Consider the following 17,007-nt stretch of genomic DNA (forward strand, 5'->3'; position numbering starts at 1 on the left):
CCGCCGCCTGCGCAAGCACAAGACCTTCGGCTACCTCACCCCGGCCGAGACCCGGCAGCGGCATCAACACGCTCTCGCGGCATAACCATCGAGTGTCCGAGATCACGGGGAAACTTCACAGGACAGGGTGCGGCACAGTTGGCCTGAGCTGCGTGAAGCAGCTGGTCTTCGGGCCGGTGCTCCACGAGGCTGGCCTGTGCCACGTCAGGACGGGCGGCTCGATGTGCGCGGGCTCGCTCACCCCTGCCGGTTCCGGCGGACCGCAGGCGACTGCGAGTTCAACCGCGCGACGAACCTATTCCGGACTGCGGGTCCATACACAGGTCGTGTTGGCGGCACTGGTTACTCTGTGCAGCGTGAAACGGACGAAGAGGACGCGAGCCGCAAATGGTGACTATCACGGGCTTTCCGCATGGATGTTCGTCGCGCTGATGCTGGGAGGCTTCGTCGTCGTTACGGTGTGCGCACTGGTGGGAGGTTGGGCTGGGCTCATCGGGATTGTGGTGACGGCCTTCATCCTCATCGCACTCGCGGCCGCTCGCCTGTAGGTGCTCTCAAGCAAGTTTTCCCCTTGCCTCGCGCAGAACGCTCATAGATGGTCATTCAGAAGGTCAGTCTCCAGAGCCCCCCGCCTCGTTACCCCTCACCGTGAACGATCGCTCGGCAGGGGGAAGGCCGCCGCCTCCTTACGCGCGCGGGGCCCGCTCCCCGGAGAGCGGGCCCCGCGGTCGGTGCGTTCTAGCGGCCGTGCAGGTACTGGTTGTAGTAGTAGCCGCGCTCGGCCTCGAAGTGGGCCTTCTTCTCCTTGGCATAGGTGATGCCGTACGGGCCGCCGAGGTTCAGGTACTCCGCGCTCGCCTTGTGGCCTTCGACGTGCTGGTATCCGGCGACGGTCTTGCCGCCTTCCCAGTCGTTGGCGGCGGCGGGCGCGGCGGCGACGAAGCCGGCGGCGGCGACGGTCGCCAGGGTGAACGCGATACGACGAAGCATGAGTGTCCTCTCCAAAGGCGTAACGGCTGTCGGGCAACACGAACTCTTACCGCCGACCCGCCTCCCGTCAGGATGCCGCGCCTTGCCGAAGCGGTAATGCACCCTTCTGGAGCCTTGGTTGAAAGATGGCAGAAGACTGGCTGCAGGCGTCACAACGAAGCCGCCCAGCCGCAGGGTGCCGCTCTTCCGAACGCTGACGTCTCGGTGCCATGCCGTCCAGCAGCTGCCGGTTTCTTCAGCCCTGGTTGTCAGGCTCCGGCTGCCTTCCGGGGCGGGGAGACGCTCATCGCACCGCAACGGTTCGAAGGCGAAAGCAGCTCAGATCCGGGGGCAGGTGAGCGGGAGGACTCGTTCGGTGAGCTGCCCGGTGAGCTGGGTGTCGGTGAGGACTGCTGCGGTGAGCCAGTCCGTTCCGGTCAGCAGGTCGAGGAGGTGCCGCATCTCGTCCTGATCCACGGGGACCTGGTCATGGAGGGTGCCCAGGGGGATGCCCCGGCCGCCGTCGGCGCCGAGCTGGCCGGCCGCGCTGGTCTGGGTGGCCAGTGTCAGGGCCAGCAGCCGGCCTGCCGCAGGGGCGTCGGCCTGGCGGAGCTGTTTGTCGCCGATGACGCGTTGGGCCCAGCCGGAGAGTTTGGGGCGCATCCTTTTGCCGAAGGTGAGCAGGCTCGTCCTGTCCGGGCCGGGGATGAGGCTGGGGACCGTCACGGGAGTGGGTGCCTCTGTCGGGGAGGCGAGCAGTTCGCCGACCGTGCCGGGCAGCTCCAGCCACCCGCAGTCCGCCAGGTCTGCGACCAGCTGCTCCGGATCGGCCAGCCCGAGCGCGGTGATGTCCTTGCCGATGAGTTTTCCGGTGCCGGAGTGAACGGCGCGCATGGTCATCAGCAACACCAGGAGCTGTGCCTCCGGGCCCGGAAAAGGGGTACGGGTTGCGGCGTAGGCGAGGACGGAGCGGGCGTGCTCCCACTGCGAGGGGGACGTCAGCAGTCTGCGTACCACCGGTGCACCGGAGGCGGCATCGGTGGTGCTCCGGGTGCGGTAATGGTGCTGGAGGCGGGCTGCGGCAGCGGCCTGCAGGGCGCGCTGTCCTTCCAGACGCAGGTTGGGGTCGCCGGTGACTCCGGCCCAGGCGGCGAATGCGCGGGCCTTGCGTTCCTGAAGGTCGGCGAGGGCAGAGAGGTCGGGGGCGGTGCCCTGCTGGTAGGCGCGGAAGAGGTCTCCGAGTTCGACGAGCTCATCGCGCAGGACGTCGGGCTGCAGGTCCTGCGGGATGATCCGCTGGGAGATCCTCCTGACGACCTGCCGGTGCGGGGACACCAGACGTGCTGCGGGCACCCGAGATGGGCCGTCTCCGGCGACTCGGCCGAAGAGCTGTGCAGTTCCAGCCGCCGGAGTTGAGGGTGCGGGCGCGGGCCGGGGGGCGGCCGTCGCGGTGACGACGACCTTGGCGTTGGGCATGGCGGCCGCACAGCGGGCACAGCACTCCGTCACCTGCCACCAACGCCCTTCCCGGTCAGTGACCACGGCCAGGACGACAGCGCCACCGCAGCGCCAGACCTCTGCGCGCTGCTTTTGGTCTGCGGGGCTGACGTGGTTGCGGCAATCCTCCAGCCGACAGGCACAGTAGGCCTGTGCCCGGGGGCCTGGCCCTGTGCGCAGATGTGCCTTGACGTGGGCAATGGCGTAGGCACGTCCAGCGGTCGCGGACGGCAGACGCTCCTCGGCGCAGCCGGGACGGCTGCACGAGATGCGCACCGCCGTACCGCCTCGGCCGGCGGCGTCCAGACGCACCATCCACCGGCGCCCTGTCACCCGCTTGTCCATCTCGGTCACCGCGACCTGCGTCATGCCGCATTTCCTCCCGCGCCAAATCCCGTACCCACCACACCCGCCGTGCCGGAAGGGGTGCGGCAGACGGCTCACCGTACTGAGCACACGGGCCGAAGCAATTGGACTCGCCGATGGGCATCACACGTGGGAGTGCTCGGCGCGGTGTCACAAGTTCTTGTTGGAGGGGGTTCGCTCGGCCAACCTGAGGTACGCCACGACCGCGTTCGCAGAGTGTCCTCCTGCGCGAGTGGACCAGTGCCAGGTCTTCACCAGCTCCCGAGGGATTCTTTCCACTGGCTGCCCCGGGCATGGCGAGGTCGATCGGTCCTTCGCCGCTGCGTGGTCGGCCGGTTCCGCCTCGGGTGCCTGCGCCGGTGACGGGTCCGGGTGCAGTGGGACGACGGGGGCCAGGCTTCAGGGGCCAGCGCGGGGCCCTGCGGCTCTGACCTGCTTGTCTGCATGTGAGCGAGTGTTGCGCGCGTCTCCTCAGCCATGTTTGTCGGCTGCCAGTGCGGCGGCAACGTGCACGCCGACGCAGTCCTGGTCTGTAGCAGGGCGGCGGCACGCTCAGCCCGGGGCGGCAGCACATCAGCTGCGCGATTGCCCCGCGGGCAGGATATTGGGCTGGTCAGTCGATGGTGACGACGACGGACGGCCAGCCGCTGGCTCCGTCGGGGACGGTTCCCGTGCGTTTCTCCGTCTGTACCTGGCCGCCGCGTTCGGTGGCGCGGACAGTCAGCGTGTGGCTGCCGGGCGTCGCCTCCCACGGGAAGGACCACTGGCGCCAGGTGTCGATGTTCGCCTCCGTCGCGAGGTCGGCGTCCCGCCACGGGCCGTCGTCCACCCGGACCTGGACGCGGTCGATACCGCGGTGCTGGGCCCATGCCACCCCGGCGACCATGACGGTTCCGGCCTTGGACCGGGACAGCGGCTTGGGAACATCGATCCGGGACTGCGTCTTGATCGGCGCACGACGTGCCCATGATCGCTTGACCCAGTAGGGGTCGTAGTCGTCGAACGTCGTGAGCTCGATGTCCTCGATCCACTTGCAGGCGGAGACGTATCCGTACAGCCCTGGAATGATCATGCGGACCGGGAAGCCGTGCGTGAAGGGCAGCGGCTGCCCGTTCATCCCGACCGCCAGCATCGCATCCCGCCCGTCCATGGCGGCTTCCACCGGGGAGCCCAGCGTCATACCGTCGACGGAGCGAGCAACGAGCTGATCCGCGGGACCACCCTTCGACGGGGCGCGGACGCCCGCTTCGGCCAGCACGTCGGCCAGCCGAACACCCAGCCACCGCGCGTTTCCGACGTAGGGCCCGCCGACTTCGTTGGACACGCAGGTCAAGGTGATGTCCCGCTCGATCAGTTCACGCCGGAGCAGGTCCTTGAAGGTGAGGGTGACCGGGCGGGCGACCCCCTTGCCGTGGATGCGCAGCCGCCAGGTGTCGGCGTCCACCTTCGGCACCACCAGCGCCGTGTCGACACGGTAGAACGCCTTGTTCGACGTGGTGAAGCGGCTGATCCCCGGAACATTGAGCTGCGTGCCGGGCGGCAGCGGAGGCGCCGGCGAAGCCGGTGCGGGCAGCCGCACGGCGTTCCGGGACTCCACCGCGGCCTGCGAGGCGTTGCCGGTGAGATGACGGCCGAGTGCTCCCACGCCGAGGGATGCTACCGCCGCCGCAGAGGCGCCGATGACGAACCCACGCCGGTCCCAGCCTGGTTCACGACCCGACTCCACCGAGTCCGCCGGGGCTCTGCCGGTGCGAGGGGGCTGGGTGAGCCGCCCGATGAGGTAGTAGAGCAGCGCCGCCGCCACCACGGCGCCGACCACCGAGGGGAGCGCGTCGGTGAACCCCGAGGAGTCCGGCCGGGTCAGCGCGGCGCCGGCGCCGACCACTCCGAAGATCAGGACCCCCGCGGCGCCGGCCCGTCGGAACCGGAGTGCCACCACTCCCAGCACCATGGCCAACGCGGCCAGCGTGGCGAGGATACCGAGCTGCAGGACCAGTTTGTCGTCCTCGCCGAAGTGGCGGATCGCCCAGTCCTTCACCGGTGTCGGCGTACGGTCGATGGCCGCCCCGCCCACAGCCGTGATGGGCCCCGCCTGGGGGCGGACCGCTGCGGAGACCAGCTCGGCGACCGCGAGCGCCGCGAACCCGGCAAGCAGACCGCTCAATGCGCCCAGAGGCAGACGGACCCAGAGCTTCGCAGATGTCGTCACACCGGAGATTCGAACCCAACCGCGTTCGTTTCACCGGCCCCGGCAGGCCACCTCGGCCGGATGCCACCCGCATGCACGACACAGAACCACCGCTGCGGCCGGAGTCCGACGCCACAGCCGCAGAGCCAACAGTCGGCCGGGGTGCCGGGACGCATAAGCCGCCGGCCGGCCAGCAACTTCCCGGAGCGGAGGCGGCCGTGTGCATCCACGCCAAGGGAGGATCGGTCACCGCGCCCCCAGTCCCCGCTGAGGACGCGGCGTGCGGTGGCCTCGGCAAGCGTTCCTACGTCGAGGGGGCCCGACTCCAGTCGGATGCGGGCCCCGTCGACGTAGGCGCTCCGGGGATCTACTCCGGGGTGAGGACGGTGTCGATGATGTTGACGGTCGCGTTGGCAGTCGGCACGCTTCCGCAGACGATCTTCGCCGAGTCGTTGACCGTGAACGACTCACCGTAGCCGTCGGTGGTCAGCGTGCCGCCCTCCAGGGTCTTGAACGACCCCTTCTCCAGCTGCTGCTGGGTGATCTCCTCTCCCACCACGTGGTAGGTGAGGACCTTGGTCAGTTCCGCCTTGTCCGCGAGGAGCTTGTCCAGGTCGGCCTTCGGGATCTTGGCGAACGCGTCGTTGCTCGGCGCGAAGACGGTGATGTTCTCCGCGTTGTTCAGGGTGTCGACGAGGCCGGCCTTCTTCACCGCGGTGACCAGTGTGGAGAGTTCCGGGTTGTTGGACGCGGCGGTCGCGACCGGATCCTTCGCCATCCCGGCGAGACTGCCCTTCCCCTCCTTGGGGACGGACGCACAGGCAGGACCGTACGGATCCTGCGTCGCTGTCTGGGCAGCCGCCTGCGGCGCCATCACACCCAAAGTGACGGGCAGGACCACTGCGGCAGTACCGGCTATCACGGCACGGGAGATACGGGGGATCTTCACGATGGTTTCCTCCTGCGGGGAGGGCGGGCCGCCAGCTTCAGGCCCGCGGCTCTGCATGTCTGCCGGATCGGCTGGTGGAAGGAGCCTCGGTGCGAACCATCCGGCCCCTCCGGGCATGGCTCGGGCAGCCTCGCTGCCACCACATGCCACCTTCTCCATGGAAGCAGACGACACCCCGAACCGCCTCCCGGGGGCCGCGCCCATGCATCTACGGCCGCCCCGCGGCGGTCAGCGGAGCATCACGCACGGAGAATTCGGCATGGCCTTTGAGCTCAACGAGCAATGCTCAAGACCGGTGTCGGGGCTTGGGTGCAGCGAGCCCCGAAGAGGATCAGTGCCACAGCCAGGGAGAACAGTCGCCCGTCAACGGAAAGCCGGGTCAGGGCACTGTCACCCTCACCCTTCGTGCGTGGCTGGTCCACGTGCTACTGGACAGACTGTTCGAAGGAGACCTTCAACCAACTGGACGCCTGCACCTTCGGGGAAGCCAACGCATACATAGCGGAGTTGGCCAGTGAGCGGAACCAATAGGAGCCGTCGTCCGGTCGTGCGCACGGGCCGTCACCAGCCGCGGAAGGTCACGGTGTCCGCCGGAGTGGGCGGGCCAGGCCCCGTACATCAGGGTGCGGTCGGGGGCCAGTGGCCGGTGAGGGCTTGATCGGCACTGTCGGCAAGGTCCGCAAGGTCAGCCCTGTCATCGGGGCGTATCTCCTGGGCGGCGGCGGTGGAACGTACGTGCGCGAGGTGGGCGGCGATGGTGGGGCGCTGCTCGTGTCTGCTGTGCCACGCCAGCTCGCGCAGCAGCATGTAGAGGCGGGCCAGGACCGCTGGCTCCGCGGCGCCGTAGCGCAGTGGTTGGGCCATCGCGAGGTGGAGGAGTTCCGCCAGGGTGGGGCGACGCAGTACGACGCGAATCCGGCCGTGGTCGTCTCGCAGAACGTGGGGGGACAGGTCACGCTGCGCCAGCTCGCACAGCAGCGCGGAGGAGTGGGAGAGCGCGTGGACCGCGGTGGTGGGGTCGTTGATGCCGGGGGAGAGCGCTGGGACCTGCCCGTACAGGGCAACCTGCCGTTCGTAACCGGTTTCGGGGTGTGCCATGGCGTTGTGGCAGGCGGCCAGTAGTGATCACGGGAGGGGACGCTGGTGGGCGAGCTGATGATCACCACCGGGGCGCCGTTCTCGTCCAGCCCCAGGGTGTCGATCCGCCCTGCATCCATGCCCGGATCAGCCCCCTTCCGCCCCCGCCGACGCCGGAATCGCGCACGCCCCGGCCACCTACCTCAGACTGGACCCGGGCTCGGTCGTGCTGGAGGAAGGCTTCTCCCGGGACATGCGCGGCATCGGGCACCTGGGCACCGGGGACGTGGAGGTGCGCCTCGCGTCGGCGGACGACCTGGAGAGGGCAACGCCGTTGATCCGGAAGGCATTTCTGGCGGCCTGACGTAACGAGAAGGGCGGCTGGAGCATCGGTTCTCGATGCTCCAGCCGCCCTTCGGCGTCTGCGGCCCGTTGGCCTCGGGCTCTCTTCGCTCTCATGATCATGCCTCCGGTCCGGCCAGGGCGACGTCGTCCTGGGTCAGCTCGGCGCGGAGCCGCTGTTCGGCCACGTCGGCGTAGTGTGAGGACAGTTCGACGCCTACGAAGCGGCGGCCTTCGCGCAGGGCCGCGACGCCCGTGGAGCCGCTGCCGGTGAACGGGTCGAGCACCGTTCCGCCTTCGCGGCAGATCTGTACGAGCTGCTGCATGACCTCGACCGGCTTCTGCGTGATGTGCACCCGGCCCTTGCGCGGCTGGGACGCGATGAAGTGGCCGGGCAGGTACAGGTCCCGGCCCTTAGCGAGACTGCCCTTGACTCCCCAGGTGATGAATTCGGCGGACTGCTTGAACCCGCCCTTGCGGGGCCGGCTGGCGGGCTTGATCCACGGGATCGTTCCGCTCCAGGTCCACCCCGCCATCTGGAGGGCGTCGGACGTCGTCGGTTCCTGGCGCCAGTCCGAGAAGACGACGGCGACCGCGTGCTCGGTCGATGCCCGGTATGCCTCGGTCATCAGCTCGGTCAGCCAGGAGCGGTACGAGCGCTGGTCACGGTTCTCGCCGGGGAAGGTGGCGAGGTCGTGCGCCGAGTTGCTGGTGACGTACTTCGCTCGCGCCGTACGACCGGTGCGCTCGGAGCTGGTTCGGCCACCGCTGTTGTACGGGGGGTCGGTGATGACGGCGTCGACGCTCTCGTCCGGGAGGGTCTTCATCACGGTGAGGGCGTCGCCTCGGTGCAGCGTGTAGCTCATGTGGAGGGCCTCTTTCAGGGCATGACGGGGCTGCTCCCGCTCCGGACCATGCTCAACGGCGTGCATCTCGGGCGGGGTTGTGCCGGAGGTTAGCCGTGATCTCCGGCCGGGCCCAACGAGGTGTGCCGTGCTGCGGCCCCGGGTCCGGGAGGCGTTTGGTGCGGCCGGATTCCCGGTCTACTGTCTCGCCGTGTCACCGGGACGAAGCCTCGCTTCACCCCTGCTGACCTGTGCCTATCCGTGTTGTCTCGTCCTATCGAGCACCCCGGGGCGGCACGCTTCCCCCCTCGTTCCACTCGTTGTCAGGAGGCCAGGTGTACCGCCTGAGATTAGGAGCGCGGCTGGCTGCCGCGCTTGACCGGAGACCGGCGTCCGGGAGCTACCAACTCCCCTGATCCGGGCCCGCCCTGAGAGGCGGACGCACATCGGCGCGGTGCCGACGGCTTTGCACGAGAAGTCGGCACCGCGCCTCCTACGAACACGAGGAGCCGCTGCGATGCAGCATGCCCTGATACGCCCACACCCCTCCACGCCCACGTCGTACGACGCACCCCGCCCCGCTGCTGACCGGCGGTCGCGATGAAGAAGGCCCTGGGAGCCGTCGCCGGTCTCTGCGCCACCGGATCCCTGCTGGCCCTCCCGCTTCTCGGCTACGCCGCCAGCAACGCCTCGGCGGCCACCTGCCCCGTCGGCGGTGAGCAGTCGGTGGACAGTGCGACCGTCGCCAAGCAGGTGAAGGCGATTCTGGACGGGGGCGAAGACGACTCGGTGTCCGTGCCGGGTCTGGACGCGCCCGCCGAGCAGATCCCCCACGCCAAGACCATCCAGGCCACCGGCGTCGCGATGAACGTCCCTCCCCGGGGGCAGGTCGTTGCCCTGGCCACCGCTCTGCAGGAGAGCGGCCTGCGAAACTTGAACTACGGCGACCGTGACTCGCTGGGGCTTTTCCAGCAGCGCCCGTCCCAGGGCTGGGGCTCGGCGACCGAGGTCCTCGACCCGGTCCACGCGAGCACCAAGTTCTACGAGGGGCTCAAGAAGGTCTCGGGCTGGGAATCCCTGTCCGTGACCCAGGCCGCCCAGGCAGTGCAGCTGAGCGGTTACCCCGAGGCGTACGCGAAGTGGGAGCCGCTGGCGACCGCTCTGCAGCGCGCGATCGAGCCGCTGCTCACGAAAGGCGACGACGCGTCGTCCGCTCCCTCCGGCCCCGGAGGAGTTCCGGCCGCTGCGGGGGGCTGTACGACCGGTTCGGACGGGACCGACTTCGGAACCATCCCGCCCGGATCGGTACCCGACGAGTACCGGATCCCGGCGGACGCTCCGGCCAAGGTCCAGACGGCGATCCGCTGGGCTCTGGGCCAGCTCGACACCCCGTACCAGTGGGGTGGGAGCTGCGCCGACTCTCACGGCAAGGACCCGATGGGCCGGTGCGACTGCTCGTCCCTGATGCAGGGCGCCTACAAGGCCGCCGGGGTCTCCCTCACGCGGACGACCTACACGCAGGTCAAGGAAGGCAAGCCGGTAGAGGTCGGCTCTGTACGGGCGGGGGATCTCCTGTTCACCGAGGGGTCCGCCGCCACGCCGGAGCACGTCGGCATGGCGATTGGCCACGGGCTGATCGTGCACGCGCCGAAGACCGGTGACGTCGTGCGCATCACGACCCTCGCCTCCTGGAAGCCGCAGATCCTCGCGGCCCGCCGCGTCGTCTGACCCGGCCTCTCCCTCCCCTCTTCTTCTCCTCTCGCGTCGTCGCTCCATCTCTCGGGCTTCGGCGTGCACTAAATCGAACTGGAGTTCGTTATGTATCTGGCCGACAAGGTCATCCAGCTCGCCTACGACCCCGGCATCAAGCCGAACGAGGGCGGACTTCCCGGCCTGTCCGTCCTCAAGCAGGTGATGGGCTCCATCAACCTCTTCGGCCTCGTCGCCATCGTCGGCGCGCTCGCCGTCAGCGCGGGCGTCTGGGCCTGGGGCCATCACAGCGGTGGACACCAGGCGGAGGCGAACGGCAAGAAGGGCGTGCTGGTCAGCTCTGGAGCGGCCCTCCTGTTGGGGGCGGCGAATGGGATCGTGGCCTTCTTCAGCGCGTTGGGAACGCAGGTCCGCTGATGCCTGCCCACTCCTCCAACCCCGGCGGCGCATCTCGCGTGCGCCGCCGGGCGCTGCTCGGCACCGCCGTCCTGGTGGTGCTCGTCGCCCTCGCCGGCCTGCTCGCCTTCCTCACACGCGACGCCAGGGGCCCCTCCACGCCCGCACCACACAGCAGTTCGGCGACACCGCGTCCTTCCGGCGCGGCGCCGTCGGCCTCGCCGCCTCCGCAGGAGAATCACCGGGCTCTGCCTCGCCCGCCGAAGACGCACGACCCGATCGTCTACGGGAAGGCGGCGGCAGCGGCGCTGTGGTCGTACGACACCCGGGCCTACTCCCAGCAGGCGCTGCTGTCCGCGCTGCGCGGGTGGATGACCGGGGAGAAGAAGTACGTCGACACCGCCTCGGTCGCCAAGCTCGTCCCGTCGCCCGTGCTCTGGAAGCAGATGGCCACCAACGGCCAGCGCGCCAAGGGGGTCGTGAACGAGGGGCACTTTCCCGACTCGTTCACCCGGGCTCTGCAGGACGATCCCGGGGCGATCACGCAGACCTATCTGTACGCCGTGACGGTCTCCGGCAAGCAGTCGATCGCGTGGAAGGGCTCCCCGGCCGGAGGCGCGGAGAGCCGCGTCACCACCCTCGCGGTCCAGTGCCGCCCCTCCTCTCCCTGCACGCTGGCCGGTGTTCTGCCAGCCGTCGCGCCCTGACCCCACCCTCAGAAAGGAGGTATCGCCATGGGAGTCTGCGACTTTCCGCTGATGGACGAGGTCTGCGGCGCCGTCGATTTCGCCAGCAACCCGGCCGGGGCCGTCACCGACGGCATCGGGGCGTGGATCGCGAAGTCCGCGGGCGAACTCGCGGCCAGCGCGGCGGATCTCGCCGCCGACGCCGTGAACTCGACCACCGCGATCGACCTCAACGCTCAGTGGTTCCGGACCAACTACGAGCTGCTGCTTCCGATCGGCCTCGCGCTCACCGTCGGCTTCTTCTGCATCGCCTTGGTGTCCGCCGCCTGGAGGCGGGACGAGCGCGCCCTGGCGCAAGCTGCGGTCGGCACGATGACCGGTGTCCTGTTCAGCTTCTGCGCCGTCGCCTTCACCTCCGTCGCGATCACGGTCGTCGACGTGCTGTCCGACGGCCTGTTCCAAGCCGCGAACACCTCGGTGGACGACGCCATCCGCCGCATCATCAACGTGCAGCAACTCGGAGCGATGTACGGCCTGGGCTGGGGCGTCCCGTCCCTGGTCGCCTTCGGCTGTGCCATCGGCGCGTTCATGTACTGGTGCGTGATGGTCGCGCGGAAGGTCGGCGTGCTCATCCTCGTCTCCCTGGCAGTCTTCGCCGGGGCGGGCGGCGGCTGGGAGGTCGCGAAGCGCTGGCGGCGCGGCTGGATCGAGGCCACCGCAACGCTCGTCGTCTCCAAGCTCCTGATGACCGTGGTCTTCCTCATCGGCGTCTCGGCGATGGGCAAGGCCGACTCCCAGGACGGCATGGCCGCTCTCTCCGACGCACTGGCCGGACTCGTCGTCATGATCTTGGTGCTGCTCTGCCCCTACGCGACGTACAAGTTCATTCACTGGGCCAGCGACGGCGGCGGCAACGACGATCTGCACCGCACCGGCGTCGCCGGAGTGGCGGTTGCCGCAGGCGCCGCGAAGACGGCCGGCACCCTCGCGATGCAGGCCGGCACCGGCACCCCCGCCCCGCAGGGGCCCAGCGAGGTTCCCGGCGCGGGAAGCGACGGTGTCACCTCCGGCATCAACCCCACCGGCGGGAACCTGAGCAAGGAGGGCATCGACTCCGGACCGCCGAAGGCACGGACGAACTTCCGGTACGGCGAAGACCCGGACGCCACCGGTGACAAGGGACGAGCCCTCATCCAGCGGCCCGGCATCCCACCGCTGATCAACCGACCCGGCGGCACCGAAGCCGCCGAAGGCGAGGACGGCTCCGCAGCCCAGCCCGCTGCGGTGTCAATTCCGGGCGGGAGCATGCCGCGCGTCGGCTCGGCCTCCCCGGGCGGCCCCGGATCTCCACCCCCGACCGGCACCGGTCCATCGCCCACCGGGTCCGACACGAACTGGGTCTTCCCGACCCGTCCACCGTCCGGATCCTGACCCGCCACAAGTACGGGGGCGGGCTGCCACCCAGCAGTCCGCCCCCGCCTCCCCCGATCACCAGCGAAGGAGCCCTGCCATGTCCTCCAGAAGAGCGCCGCGCCCTCCGCCCCGCCGCACTCGCACCCACCGTCTGGACCCGCCATGTCTGCCCGATCCCAGGCCGAAACCGCCACGGCCACCGTCAAGTTCCCGCACCGCTCGCGCCGAGGCGTACTGCTCGGCCTGACCGTCCCCCAGCTCATCGTCACCGGGCTCACCGGGCTGCTGCTACTCGCCGTGATCATGACCCGTGGCGTCGTCAGCGCGCTCCAGCTCATCCCGCTGTGGAGCGCCATCGCCCTGCTCGTGTTCGTCCGCAAGCGCGGTCGGTCCCTGGCCGACTGGACTCCGATCGTCCTCCGGTACGCGCTGCGCCGGATGCGGGGCCAGTTGATCTGGCTCGCCCGCCCGTCCCGACGTCCCGTACGCGAAGGGCACCTCAATCTGCCAGGCACCTCCGCCAGCCTGCGCGTCGTCACCGCGCCCGACCGGCGGTACGGCGCCGTGCACGACCCCCACACCGGTTCGCTGACCGCCGTCGTCAAGGTCTCCTCCCGCGCCTACGCGCTCCTGGACCCGGGCACGCAGAACGCGAACGTCGCCGGGTGGGGCCGGGCGCTCGCCGCGCTCGCCCGTACCGGACACGTCGCCCGCATCCAGGTCGTCGAGCGTACGGTCCCCGACAGCGGTGACGCCCTTCGCCGCTACTGGGAGGAGCACGGCCGGCCCGACACCCCGCTCGCGGGCGCGATCTACACGGAGCTGATCCAGAGCGCGGGCCCCGCCGCCGCGCCGCACGAGGCGTACGTCGCCATCAGCCTGGACGCCAAGGCCGCGCAGCGGCTGATCAACCGGGCGGGCGGCGGCCTCACCGGCAGCTTCAGCGTTCTGGCCCAACTGACGTCGACCTTCGAGCAGGCCGCGCGGACCGCCGGGCCCAACCCCACCGGCTGGCTCACTGCTCGCGAGATAGCGGCCGTCGTGCGCACGGCGTACGACCCCAAGGCCCTGCCCGCGCTGGACCGCTGGTCCGCCTCCGGCCGGCCCGAGGCCGAGCCCGCTGCCGCCGGCCCCGTCGTGGTCGTGGAGAAGGGCGACCACATCGTCTCCGACTCCGCGTTCCACTCCACCTACTGGGTGGAGAACTGGCCCCGCACCACATTCGGAGCCGGATTCCTCCACCAGCTCCTGTTCACGGCAGGCGTTCGCCGCACTCTCTCGCTCGCCTACGAGCCGGTGAGCGTGGACGCTGCCCTGCGCGATATCCAGCGCAAGAAGGCGAGCGTGGTCGCGGACGCCGCCGAGCGCGCGCGGCGTGGCCAGGTGGAATCCGAGGCGGACGCGATCGAGTACCAGGACATCCAGGCGCGTGAGCGTCAGCTCATCGCCGGTCATGCGGATGTGGCTCTGACGGGTCTGCTGACCGTATCCGCCGACTCCGAAGAGGAGCTGCGTACCGACTGCGCGGTGGTGGAAACCGCGGCGGTCGGTGCCGGACTCGACCTGCGTCCGCTCACCTGGCAGCAGGCCAGCGCCTTCACCGCTGCTGCGATGCCGCTCGCGCTCGCGGCCTGACGCCCGCACCTTCACCGCGTCCGGAAAGAGCACCCTCATGTCCCGCACCACTTCCCCGTCCGCGCAGGACTTCGTTCCCTTCGCGACCGCCGCGCTCGACTTCCACCGAGCGCTCAACCTCCCCGCCGGCCCGCTCGTCGCGTCCCGGGAGGAGTTGGACGCCCTGCACGCCCACCTCGTCTCCCTGCACGGGCTGCTCGACGCGCACACCTCACGCACCGGTCCCCTCGTACCGGTCGAAGGCGATCACCTCCACGGTGCGCGCACCCGCATCTGGCAGGCCGCCGACCACATCCACAGCGCCTACCACGCTTCACCCCGGCCCGGCTCCGGCGACCTTCCCACCCGGGAAGCGTGCCGCCCCGGACTGCCCGAAGGCGCTCCGGAACTCACCATCTGCCAGCGCCACCAGCGCACCGCCCGCCTGGTACGGCGCCACTCCACCCCCGCTGACCTGCGCGCGCCGTTCACCGGCCTGATCCGCCACTGACCACTCACCCTCTGGAGAAACGTTCATGCCTAGGACCCGCGCCAGCGCCTCCCACCTGTTCGTCCCCCGCAAGGCGTCGCGCGCCCAACAGCGCGCAGCCCGCGCCGGGTTCGCCGCCGCCCGCCGCCAGGCACAACTGGCCGGGGCACCGCCCAAGCACCGCAAGGAGGCCGCCCTCGACCTGGAGCTGCGACCGGTCTACCCGGCGTCCGGACGCCCCGGACCTGCCTCGGCGCGCGGCAGCAAGCTGCGGCTACCCGCTCACCGGATGACGACCGCCACGGTCAGCGGGGCCTATCCGTTCCTTGCCGAGGGCGGTCTCGGCTCGTCCGGGATCTTCATCGGCAGGGACGTGCACGCGGAGGCCGCCTTCTGTTACGACCCTTTCGCCCTGTACACCAGCGGGCGGATCGAGGGCTTCACCAACCCCAACGCCGTGCTCGCGGGAATCATCGGCATGGGAAAGTCGGCGCTGGCGAAGTCGATCGCGACGCGGGCCGTCGCCCACGGGTACAAGATCTATGTGCCCAGCGACCCGAAGGGTGAATGGTCGAACGTGGCGCAGGCTCTCGGCGGCCACACCATCGCCCTGGGACCGGGGCTCCCCGGACGTCTTAATCCTCTGGATGCCCCGGCGCGGCCCGCGTCGGTGACCGAAGAGGACTGGTCCGCCGAAGTACGCAAACGGCGTCTCGCGCTGCTGGCCAGTCTTGCCCGCACCGTGCTGAACCGCGATCTGCTGCCGATGGAGCACACGGCTCTCGACCTCGGCCTGGACCTGGTCGTCGCCGAGGCCAAGGTCCGCGGCACGGTGCCGCTCCTCGGCGACATCGCCGATGTCATGGGCTCGCCGGACCGCCTCGACCGCGGCTTCGTCAGCCCCGCCGGCGGGATGGGTCACGCAGCTCAGGACCTTGCCCACGCCCTGCGTCGGCTCGTGCACGGCGACCTCAGCGGGATGTTCGACGCCCCCTCGACCGTCGCCTTCGACCCGACGACGCCGATGCTCTCGATCGACCTCTCCCGGCTCGGTAACTCAGGCGACGACACCGGCCTGGTGCTGGCGATGACCTGCGCCAGCGCATGGATGGAGTCCGCTCTCGCAGACCCTGCCGGCGGACGACGCTGGGTGATCTACGACGAAGGATGGCGCGTCCTGAAGCACATCGCGCTGCTGGATCGGATGCAGAGCCAGTGGAAGCTCAGCCGAGGGCTCGGCATCGCGAACTTGCTGGTCATCCACAGGCTTTCCGACCTGCTCAGCGCGGGCGACGCCGGATCGCGCGGCCGGGTACTGGCCGAGGGGCTCCTCGCGGACTGCAGCACACGCATCATATACCGGCAGGAGAGCGATCAACTGGCGGCAGCGGCATCGCTGCTGGGGCTGACCGGAGTGGAGACCCAGGCCGTCTCCTCCCTTACCAAGGGCAGGGGCCTGTGGAAGGTCGCCGGACGAAGCTTCGTCACCCAACACCTCCTCCACCCTTCCGAACGCGAACTCTTCGACACTGACGCACGCATGTCGGGATAGATCAACCGCTGCTGGCCGCAGTGGAGTTGCTGACCTCCACGGATCGCCTCCTTCCCGAGGCGGGCTGCACCCCTGCGGCGATTCTCAGGGTCGGCGAACCGCCGGACGACTGGAAAGGGCGGCCCCAGCTCACCACCGGGCCGCCGTGCCGAAGCTCGCGTTCGGACGCGGTTCCGCCGGCCCGCAGAGGAACCCGTCGGCGTCCACCCGCCGCCAACCCCCTTCGCTGCCGCATTCGCGGTGGCGCCGCCACCGGAACCAAGGACTTAACGTGCCCACTTCGTCCAGCTCTCCCTCACCCAACGAAGATCAGTCACCGGCAGGCAACGACCACATGGCGTGGCGGCAACACGTCCCGGCACTGGCCTCCGCTTCTGCCGGAATCAAGCAGGCAGAAGACGCCTGGGACGCCGTCTCGGACTACTTCTGCGACCACGACGGTTGGCCGGTGGACGAAAAGGGCTACGCGGACGGCAAGGTCGTACGCGACGCCCAAGCGTGGAAACACGTCGAGGTCTTCCTCGCTCACGGCCCCGAGGTATTGGCCGGGGTCCGCGCCGCAGCCACCGGTGCCGATTACCTCGGGGGGCCGATCAGCGAGGACCTCCGGCGCCTGAGCAGCATCGACGCCGCCCTGAAACGAGCCGGACAGATCCAGCGCGAGTGGGACGACGTCATGACGATCATGGACGGCTCCCTCCCCGGCACCCGGGCGCTCTACGAGAGCCGGGCCCAGGAAATCCGCAACGCCGAGGGCTGGCACGACGCGCACGAGCTGTCGCTCCACGGTCCGCCGCTGGTGCGGGCCGCTGAATACGTGACCGCTCGGCCGGAACCCGAGCAGCCCTCGCAGACCGAGCGGGCGCGGGTGGCTCTCAAGCGATCCGCCTCCGGCACCAGCACAGCTCCACCA

Annotated in this window: 16 protein-coding genes; 10 read left to right on the plus strand and 6 right to left on the minus strand. The window is 69.8% G+C overall.

Annotated features, from left to right (window positions below; all coding sequences use genetic code 11):
- The first annotated feature begins 152 nt into the window (after positions 1-152).
- Entirely contained in the window at positions 153-548 is a 396-nt protein-coding gene (locus CIB93_RS39345) for a hypothetical protein (protein ID WP_257002507.1), read from the plus strand.
- 190 nt (positions 549-738) lie between these two features.
- On the opposite strand, the gene CIB93_RS35015 is transcribed toward CIB93_RS39345, so the two are convergent.
- The 5 genes from CIB93_RS35015 to CIB93_RS35035 all read right to left on the minus strand — a co-directional run bounded on the left by CIB93_RS35015 (position 739) and on the right by CIB93_RS35035 (position 7,067).
- Positions 739-990 (minus strand): hypothetical protein, encoded by a 252-nt coding sequence (locus CIB93_RS35015; protein WP_096632828.1) that lies wholly within the window; start codon positions 988-990, stop codon positions 739-741.
- 318 nt (positions 991-1,308) lie between these two features.
- A complete protein-coding gene (locus CIB93_RS35020; RefSeq protein WP_096632829.1) occupies positions 1,309-2,835 on the minus strand; it encodes a hypothetical protein in 1,527 nt (508 codons plus the stop codon).
- A 610-nt stretch (positions 2,836-3,445) separates the two neighbouring features.
- Positions 3,446-5,041, minus strand: a complete 1,596-nt coding sequence (locus CIB93_RS35025) for a molybdopterin-dependent oxidoreductase (protein WP_096632830.1) — start codon at positions 5,039-5,041, stop codon at positions 3,446-3,448.
- Positions 5,042-5,387: 346 nt separating this feature from the next.
- A complete protein-coding gene (locus CIB93_RS35030) occupies positions 5,388-5,969 on the minus strand; it encodes a fasciclin domain-containing protein (protein WP_257002508.1) in 582 nt (193 codons plus the stop codon).
- Positions 5,970-6,587: 618 nt separating this feature from the next.
- Positions 6,588-7,067, minus strand: a complete 480-nt coding sequence (locus tag CIB93_RS35035; protein ID WP_096632832.1) for a DUF2254 family protein — start codon at positions 7,065-7,067, stop codon at positions 6,588-6,590.
- Positions 7,068-7,272: 205 nt separating this feature from the next.
- Here CIB93_RS35035 and CIB93_RS38320 point away from each other — a divergent pair, with 205 nt between their 5' ends.
- On the plus strand, positions 7,273-7,410 hold the full coding sequence (locus CIB93_RS38320; RefSeq protein WP_179500354.1) for a hypothetical protein: 138 nt from the start codon (positions 7,273-7,275) through the stop codon (positions 7,408-7,410).
- A gap of 97 nt (positions 7,411-7,507) precedes the next feature.
- On the opposite strand, the gene CIB93_RS35045 is transcribed toward CIB93_RS38320, so the two are convergent.
- A complete protein-coding gene (locus tag CIB93_RS35045) occupies positions 7,508-8,254 on the minus strand; it encodes a DNA methyltransferase (RefSeq protein ID WP_096632833.1) in 747 nt (248 codons plus the stop codon).
- Positions 8,255-8,833: 579 nt separating this feature from the next.
- Between CIB93_RS35045 and CIB93_RS35050 the strand changes: the two genes are divergently transcribed.
- The 8 genes from CIB93_RS35050 to CIB93_RS35085 form a co-directional block, all read left to right on the plus strand.
- Entirely contained in the window at positions 8,834-9,961 is a 1,128-nt protein-coding gene (locus CIB93_RS35050; protein ID WP_096632834.1) for a C40 family peptidase, read from the plus strand.
- A 90-nt stretch (positions 9,962-10,051) separates the two neighbouring features.
- A complete protein-coding gene (locus tag CIB93_RS35055; protein ID WP_096632835.1) occupies positions 10,052-10,360 on the plus strand; it encodes a DUF6112 family protein in 309 nt (102 codons plus the stop codon).
- Positions 10,360-11,046: a hypothetical protein gene (locus tag CIB93_RS35060; protein WP_096632836.1), complete on the plus strand. Its 687-nt coding sequence runs from the start codon at positions 10,360-10,362 to the stop codon at positions 11,044-11,046. Before CIB93_RS35055 ends, CIB93_RS35060 begins: the two co-directional genes overlap by 1 nt.
- 27 nt (positions 11,047-11,073) lie before the next feature.
- The gene (locus CIB93_RS35065) at positions 11,074-12,456 is read left to right on the plus strand and encodes an ATP-binding protein (protein WP_096632837.1); all 1,383 of its coding nucleotides are present in this window, start codon (positions 11,074-11,076) and stop codon (positions 12,454-12,456) included.
- A 144-nt stretch (positions 12,457-12,600) separates the two neighbouring features.
- The gene (locus CIB93_RS35070; RefSeq protein ID WP_096632838.1) at positions 12,601-14,073 is read left to right on the plus strand and encodes an SCO6880 family protein; all 1,473 of its coding nucleotides are present in this window, start codon (positions 12,601-12,603) and stop codon (positions 14,071-14,073) included.
- Between the two features lie 37 nt (positions 14,074-14,110).
- Complete coding sequence (locus tag CIB93_RS35075; RefSeq protein WP_096632839.1) at positions 14,111-14,563, plus strand: DUF6238 family protein; 453 nt, start codon at positions 14,111-14,113, stop codon at positions 14,561-14,563.
- Between the two features lie 25 nt (positions 14,564-14,588).
- On the plus strand, positions 14,589-16,094 hold the full coding sequence (locus tag CIB93_RS35080) for an ATP-binding protein (RefSeq protein WP_096632840.1): 1,506 nt from the start codon (positions 14,589-14,591) through the stop codon (positions 16,092-16,094).
- Positions 16,095-16,428: 334 nt separating this feature from the next.
- Positions 16,429-17,007, plus strand: a 579-nt coding sequence (locus tag CIB93_RS35085) for a hypothetical protein (RefSeq protein WP_096632841.1), incomplete at its 3' end; no start/stop codon positions are given.

Source organism: Streptomyces sp. WZ.A104 (assembly GCF_002382885.1).
In the GTDB taxonomy this organism is placed as follows: Bacteria; Actinomycetota; Actinomycetes; order Streptomycetales; family Streptomycetaceae; genus Streptomyces.